At 74.2% G+C, this 5,273-nt stretch carries 7 protein-coding genes and 1 pseudogene; all 8 read left to right on the top strand.

The window, feature by feature from the left end; all coding sequences use genetic code 11:
• Positions 1 to 114: 114 nt before the first annotated feature.
• Entirely contained in the window at positions 115 to 1,416 is a 1,302-nt protein-coding gene (locus tag ACWJ6R_RS29415) for a CpaF family protein (protein WP_449065349.1), read from the top strand.
• Positions 1,413 to 2,300 carry a type II secretion system F family protein gene (locus ACWJ6R_RS29410; protein WP_449065348.1) on the top strand — a complete coding sequence of 296 codons (888 nt, stop codon included), beginning with the start codon at positions 1,413 to 1,415 and terminating at the stop codon, positions 2,298 to 2,300. The genes ACWJ6R_RS29415 and ACWJ6R_RS29410 overlap by 4 nt, the downstream gene beginning before the upstream one ends.
• Positions 2,293 to 3,261 carry a type II secretion system protein gene (locus ACWJ6R_RS29405; protein ID WP_449065347.1) on the top strand — a complete coding sequence of 323 codons (969 nt, stop codon included), beginning with the start codon at positions 2,293 to 2,295 and terminating at the stop codon, positions 3,259 to 3,261. The genes ACWJ6R_RS29410 and ACWJ6R_RS29405 overlap by 8 nt, the downstream gene beginning before the upstream one ends.
• Positions 3,258 to 3,524, top strand: coding sequence for a Flp family type IVb pilin (locus ACWJ6R_RS29400; protein WP_449065346.1), 267 nt, complete (start codon positions 3,258 to 3,260; stop codon positions 3,522 to 3,524). Before ACWJ6R_RS29405 ends, ACWJ6R_RS29400 begins: the two co-directional genes overlap by 4 nt.
• Positions 3,505 to 3,954, top strand: a complete 450-nt coding sequence (locus ACWJ6R_RS29395; RefSeq protein ID WP_449065345.1) for a TadE/TadG family type IV pilus assembly protein — start codon at positions 3,505 to 3,507, stop codon at positions 3,952 to 3,954. The genes ACWJ6R_RS29400 and ACWJ6R_RS29395 overlap by 20 nt, the downstream gene beginning before the upstream one ends.
• On the top strand, positions 3,951 to 4,382 hold the full coding sequence (locus tag ACWJ6R_RS29390; protein WP_449065344.1) for a TadE/TadG family type IV pilus assembly protein: 432 nt from the start codon (positions 3,951 to 3,953) through the stop codon (positions 4,380 to 4,382). Before ACWJ6R_RS29395 ends, ACWJ6R_RS29390 begins: the two co-directional genes overlap by 4 nt.
• 17 nt (positions 4,383 to 4,399) lie before the next feature.
• Entirely contained in the window at positions 4,400 to 4,795 is a 396-nt protein-coding gene (locus ACWJ6R_RS29385; RefSeq protein ID WP_449065343.1) for a pilus assembly protein TadG-related protein, read from the top strand.
• Positions 4,796 to 4,861: 66 nt separating this feature from the next.
• Positions 4,862 to 5,273 (top strand): annotated as a pseudogene (locus tag ACWJ6R_RS29380) (hypothetical protein); the annotation flags it as partial.

The raw sequence follows: 5,273 nt of genomic DNA, 5'->3' as shown, positions 1-5,273 counted from the left end.
CGCACGGCGCCCCGGCCCCGTACCCCGCGCCGGTCGGCTGGCGGGAGGAGGGCCCATGAGCGAGCGGACCGGGGGCGCGGCGGCTTGGCTCACGCGGCCGGCGGAGGAGGGCCCATGAGCATCGACCACACCCTGGTGAAGCGGTTCCGGCAGGAGGTCGGCGACCGGCTGGCCCACCAGCGGCGGCTGGACCAGGCGAGCGGCCTGCCCCCGATGACCGGAGAGGACGAGCGCCAGTTCGCCCGCGCGCTGATCGCGCAGGTGCTGGAGGAGTACGCCCGCGGCGAGATCGGCGTCGGCCGCACCCCGCCCACCGCCGAGGAGGAGGAGGCGCTCGCCTCCGGCATCCACGCGGCGCTCTTCGGCGTCGGCCGGCTCCAGCCGCTGCTCGACGACCCCGAGGTCGAGAACATCGACATCAACGGCTGCGACCGGGTCTTCATCGGCTACGCCGACGGACAGGAGCTCATGGGCGAGCCGGTCGCCGAGTCCGACGACGAGCTGGTCGAGCTGATCCAGATCCTCGCCGCCTACAGCGGCCTGTCCAGCAGGCCGTTCGACACCGCCAACCCCCAGCTGGACCTGCGGCTGCCGGACGGCTCGCGGCTCTCGGCGGTCATGGACGTGACGGTCCGCCCGTCCATCTCCATCCGCCGCGCCCGGCTCGGCAAGGTCTTCCTCAGCGACCTGGTGGGCAACGGCACGCTCACCCCGAAACTGGGCCGCTTCCTGTCGGCCGCCGTGGCGGCCAGGAAGAACATCATGATCGCCGGGTCCACGAACGCCGGGAAGACGACCCTGCTGCGGGCGCTGGCCAACGAGATCCCGCCGCACGAGAGGCTGATCACCGTCGAGCGCGCGCTGGAGCTCGGCCTCGACCAGTTCCCCGAGCTCCACCCCAACGTGGTGGCCTTCGAGCAGCGGCTGCCCAACTCCGAGGGCCAGGGCGAGATCAGCATGGCCGAGCTGGTCCGCCGCTCCCTGCGGATGAACCCCTCCCGGGTGATCGTCGGCGAGGTCCTCGGCGACGAGATCGTCACCATGCTCAACGCGATGACCCAGGGCAACGACGGCTCGCTCTCCACCATCCACGCCAACTCCTCGATGGAGGTCTTCAACCGGATCGCGACCTACGCGCTCCAGGCCACGGAGCGCCTGCCCATCGACGCGACCCACATGCTGATCGCGGGCGCGATCGACTTCGTGGTCTTCATCGAGAAGCGCAACGAGTACGCCCAGGGCGGGACGCTGCGGCGCTTCGTGTCGAGCGTGCGCGAGGTGGCCGGGGTCGACGGCCGGGTGCTCTCCTCGGAGGTCTTCGCCGCCGCCCCGGACGGCCGCGTCCTGCCGCACGCGCCCCTGTCCTGCCTGGAGGAGCTGGCCCGGCACGGCTACGACCCCGGGGAGTGGGCGTGATCCCCATCCCGCCGGGGCTGTTCGACCCGCTGGCGCTGCTGGCCGGGGCCGCGGTCGGCGGCGGCCTGTTCCTGCTCGGCCTCGCCCTGTACGGCGTGCGCCCCCGACCGGCGACCCCCGGCAGGAAGGCGGCCAGGCGCGAGTTCCTGCGGGCCCTGTCCACCCGGACGGCGGCCGGGGTGATCTCCGGGGTGGCGGTGCTCCTGGTGACGGGGTGGCCGGTCATGGCGGCCGGCGCCGTACTGCTCGCCCTGGGCTGGCGCGGCCTGTCCGGCGGCGCGGCCGAGGAGCGTACGGCGATGCACCGGCTGGAGGGGCTCGCCGCCTGGACCGAGTCCCTGCGCGACACCATCGCCGGGGCCTCCGGGCTGGAGCAGGCGATCCCGTCGTCGATCCGGGCCGCGTCCCCCACGCTCCGCCCGCATCTGCGCGGGCTGGTGGACCGCCTGCACACCCGGATGCCGCTGCCCGACGCGCTCCGCCTGTTCGCCGACGAGCTGGACGACCCCTCCGCCGACCTGGTGATCGCCGCGCTGATCCTCAACTCCCGGCTCCGCGGTCCCGGCCTGCGCGACGTGCTCGGCGCGCTCGCCGTCTCGGCCCGCGAGGAGCTCGACATGCGCCGCCGGGTCGAGGCCGAGCGCCGCTCCACCCGGCGCAGCGTGCAGATCGTGGTGGGCACCGCGGTCGCCTTCGCGGCGATGCTGGTGGTGTTCAACCCCGACTACGTCGCCGAGTACGACGACGCCCTCGGCCAGGCCGTCCTGGTCGTGGTCGCGGCCTTCTTCGGCGCCGGGTTCGCCTGGATGCGCCGTCTGGCCCGCTTCGACAAACCCGCCCGCCTGCTGGGCCTGTCCACCGGAGGCGAGGTGGGTGATGACTGAGGCGCTGCTCGCCGGAGGGGTGCTCGGCCTCGGCCTGTTCCTGCTGGTCCGGGCGTTGTTCCCGGCGCGGCCGGGGCTGGTGACGCGGCTGCTGGCGCTGGACGCGGCCCGGGAGGGCGGCGACGCCCCGCGGATGCAGCTGGTCCTGCCCGACGAGGAGGTCAGCGCCTTCCGGCGTGGCCTGGGCGTGCGGCTGGCCCGCTTCTACGCGGCCCGGGGCTGGGAGGTCCGCTCCGCCAGGGCCGACCTGGCGCTGCTCGGCAAGTCCTTCGAGGGGTTCCTGGCGACGAAGGCGCTGCTGGCCGTCTCCGGCCTGCTGGCCTTCCCGCTGCTGGCCGGCTGGCTGGCGCTGATGGGGTGGGGCGTCTCGCCGACCGTGCCGCTGTGGGCCGCGCTCGCGGTCGCCGCGGTCTTCTTCTTCCTGCCGGACCTGCAGATCAGGCGGGACGCGGCCCGGATGCGCCGTGACTTCCGGCACGTGGTCGGCGCCTTCCTCGACCTGGTGGCGATGAACCTGGCCGGCGGGCGCGGCGTGCCCGAGGCGCTGATGATGGCGGTCTCCGTCGGCACGCCGGGGGCGTCCGGCGCGCCCGGCGCCGGGGGCGCGGCGGACTCCGGCGAGGGGGCGAACTGGGCGATGGCCCGGATCCGCGAGGCGCTCGGCAACGCCAGGATCGTCGGCATCACCCCGTGGCAGGCGCTCGGCCAGCTCGGCGACGAGATCAACGTGGACGAGCTGCGCGACCTGTCCGCCGCGCTCGGCCTGGTCGCCGACGACGGCGCCAAGGTCCGCGCCTCCCTGACCGCCCGTGCGGCCACCCTGCGCCGGCGTGAGCTCGCCGAGGTGGAGGGGCAGGCGGGGGAGCGGTCCCAGTCGATGCTCGTCGCCCAGCTCCTGCTCTGCGCGGGCTTCGTGATCTTCCTGAGTTTCCCGGCCGCTATGAAGATGTTGGGGTCATGACCATGGTCAACCATCCGTGGATCGTCTATACGGTCGCTCTGCTGAACGTGCGCATCGACAGGGCGCGCAACGCCCCCACCCGCGGCGCCTCGGCCGTCGAGTGGGTCATCATCACCGCCATCATCGCCGGGGTCGCCCTCGGCCTCGCCACGCTCATCAGGACCCTGGTCCAGGACAAGCAGGCGGAGATCTCCGACCAGTTCGGCGGTGGCGGTGGCGGTGGGGGCACCGGAGGTGACGGCGGTGGCTCCACCGAGCCGTGACCGGCCGTACGGCGTCCGGAGACGCCGTGACGGGGAGCGGGGCGCCACCGCCGTGGAACTGGCGATGATCATGCCGGTGGTGCTGGTCGTCATCCTGCTCGTCGTGCAGTTCGCCCTCTGGTTCCACGGCCGCCAGGTGGCCGACGCCGCCGCGCGCGAGGGGGCCCGGCTGGCCCGGCTCGACACCGACTCCTGGCGGCAGGACGCCGAGGCGCGGGCCGCGGAGGTGCTCCGTGCGGTCGGCCCGGAGCTGCTCTCCGGCGCCACCGCCACCGCCTGGGAGGAGGGCGACCGGCGCGGCGTCGAGATCACCGCGACCGCCGTCCAGGTCGTCCCGCTGCTGCCGTCCACCACGTTCACCGTCACCGCGCGATTCGGAGGCCCTGTCGAGTGCTTCCGCCCCGACGACGGCGGCGAGGGATGCCAGTGAATCGCCGGACCGCCTCCTCGTGCGGCCCCGGCGACCGGCATGGGGGAGAGCGCGGGTCGCTCTCGGCCGAGACGGTGCTGCTCGCCCCGGTGTTCCTGCTCTTCCTGCTCTTCCTGGTCGGCGCGGGACGCCTCGTGGAGGCCCAGGGCGAGGTCAACGGCGCGGCCAGGGACGCGGCGCGGGCCGCGTCGGTCGAGCGCACGCGCGCCGACGCGCAGGCCTCCGCCGCCGAGGCGGCCGGGGCGTCGCTGGAGGGCGAGTGCGAGCCCTCGGTCGAGGTGTCCGACGACGGCTGGGAGGCGGGCGGGCAGGTCAGGGTCGAGGTGACCTGCTCCCTGGACCTGGGCTTCCTCGGCTTCGGCGCGGCCAAGGAGATCCGCGGGGACTCGGTGGTCCCGCTGGAGCAGTTCAGGCGGGTGGAGGAATGAACGGGGACCGGGGGTCGATGGCGGTCTTCACGGTGCTGTTCTCGGCCGTGGTCTTCCTGCTGGCCGGGCTGCTGGTGGACGGCGGGGCCGCGATCAACGCCCGGCTGCGGGCGGCCGACGTCGCCGAGCAGGCCGCCCGCGCCGCCGCCGACCGGATCGACGTCGAGTACCTGCGGGAGACCGGCCGGGCCCGACTGCTGGAGGGCGACGCCGTCTGCGGCGAGGCCCGGGAGATCGTCTCCGCGCACGACGGCGGCGACGTCGAGCTGGTCGCGTGCGAGCCGGGAGACGGGCAGGTGGAGGTGACCGTCTCCGTCCGCTGGGAGGCGTTCTTCCTGGCCGCGCTCGGCTTCCCGGGCTCGGAGATGGAGGCCTCGGTCACCGCCGGTCCCGACATCGGCGAGCAGACCTAGACCGAATACGCCGAACCACTGGCCGATCTGGTGAAGGACGACGAATCTGGACATGGAGGAAGACGCATGCCGACGCGACAGCCCGTGCGCATCAGGCCGAGGCGCACGACCGGTGACCTGCTCGCCGGGCTGGCCGCGCTGGCCGCGCTGGTCGCGCTGCTCGGCGGCGTCCCGTACGCGCTGCTCCGGCTCGCCGGGCCGCCGCTCGCTCCGGAGCTGCTCGACCTCGACCTGCTGACCAGCCAGGTCGGCACCGGCACGATCGTGGCGATCCTGGTGCTGCTGGTCTGGCTCGCCTGGCTGCAGCTGGTCGTGTGCGTGCTCGTCGAGCTGTACGCCGGGATCCGCCGGGTCGGGATGCCCGCCCGGGTCCCGCTGGCCGGGGGCACCCAGGCGCTGGCCAACCGGCTGGTCTCGGCGGTCCTGCTGCTGTTCACGGTCTCGGCGGTGGCGGTCCCGCTGCTGCGGCCGGCCGGCC

This window comes from Planomonospora algeriensis (assembly GCF_977012225.1).
This window is presented reverse-complemented; position numbering and strand designations above follow the sequence as displayed.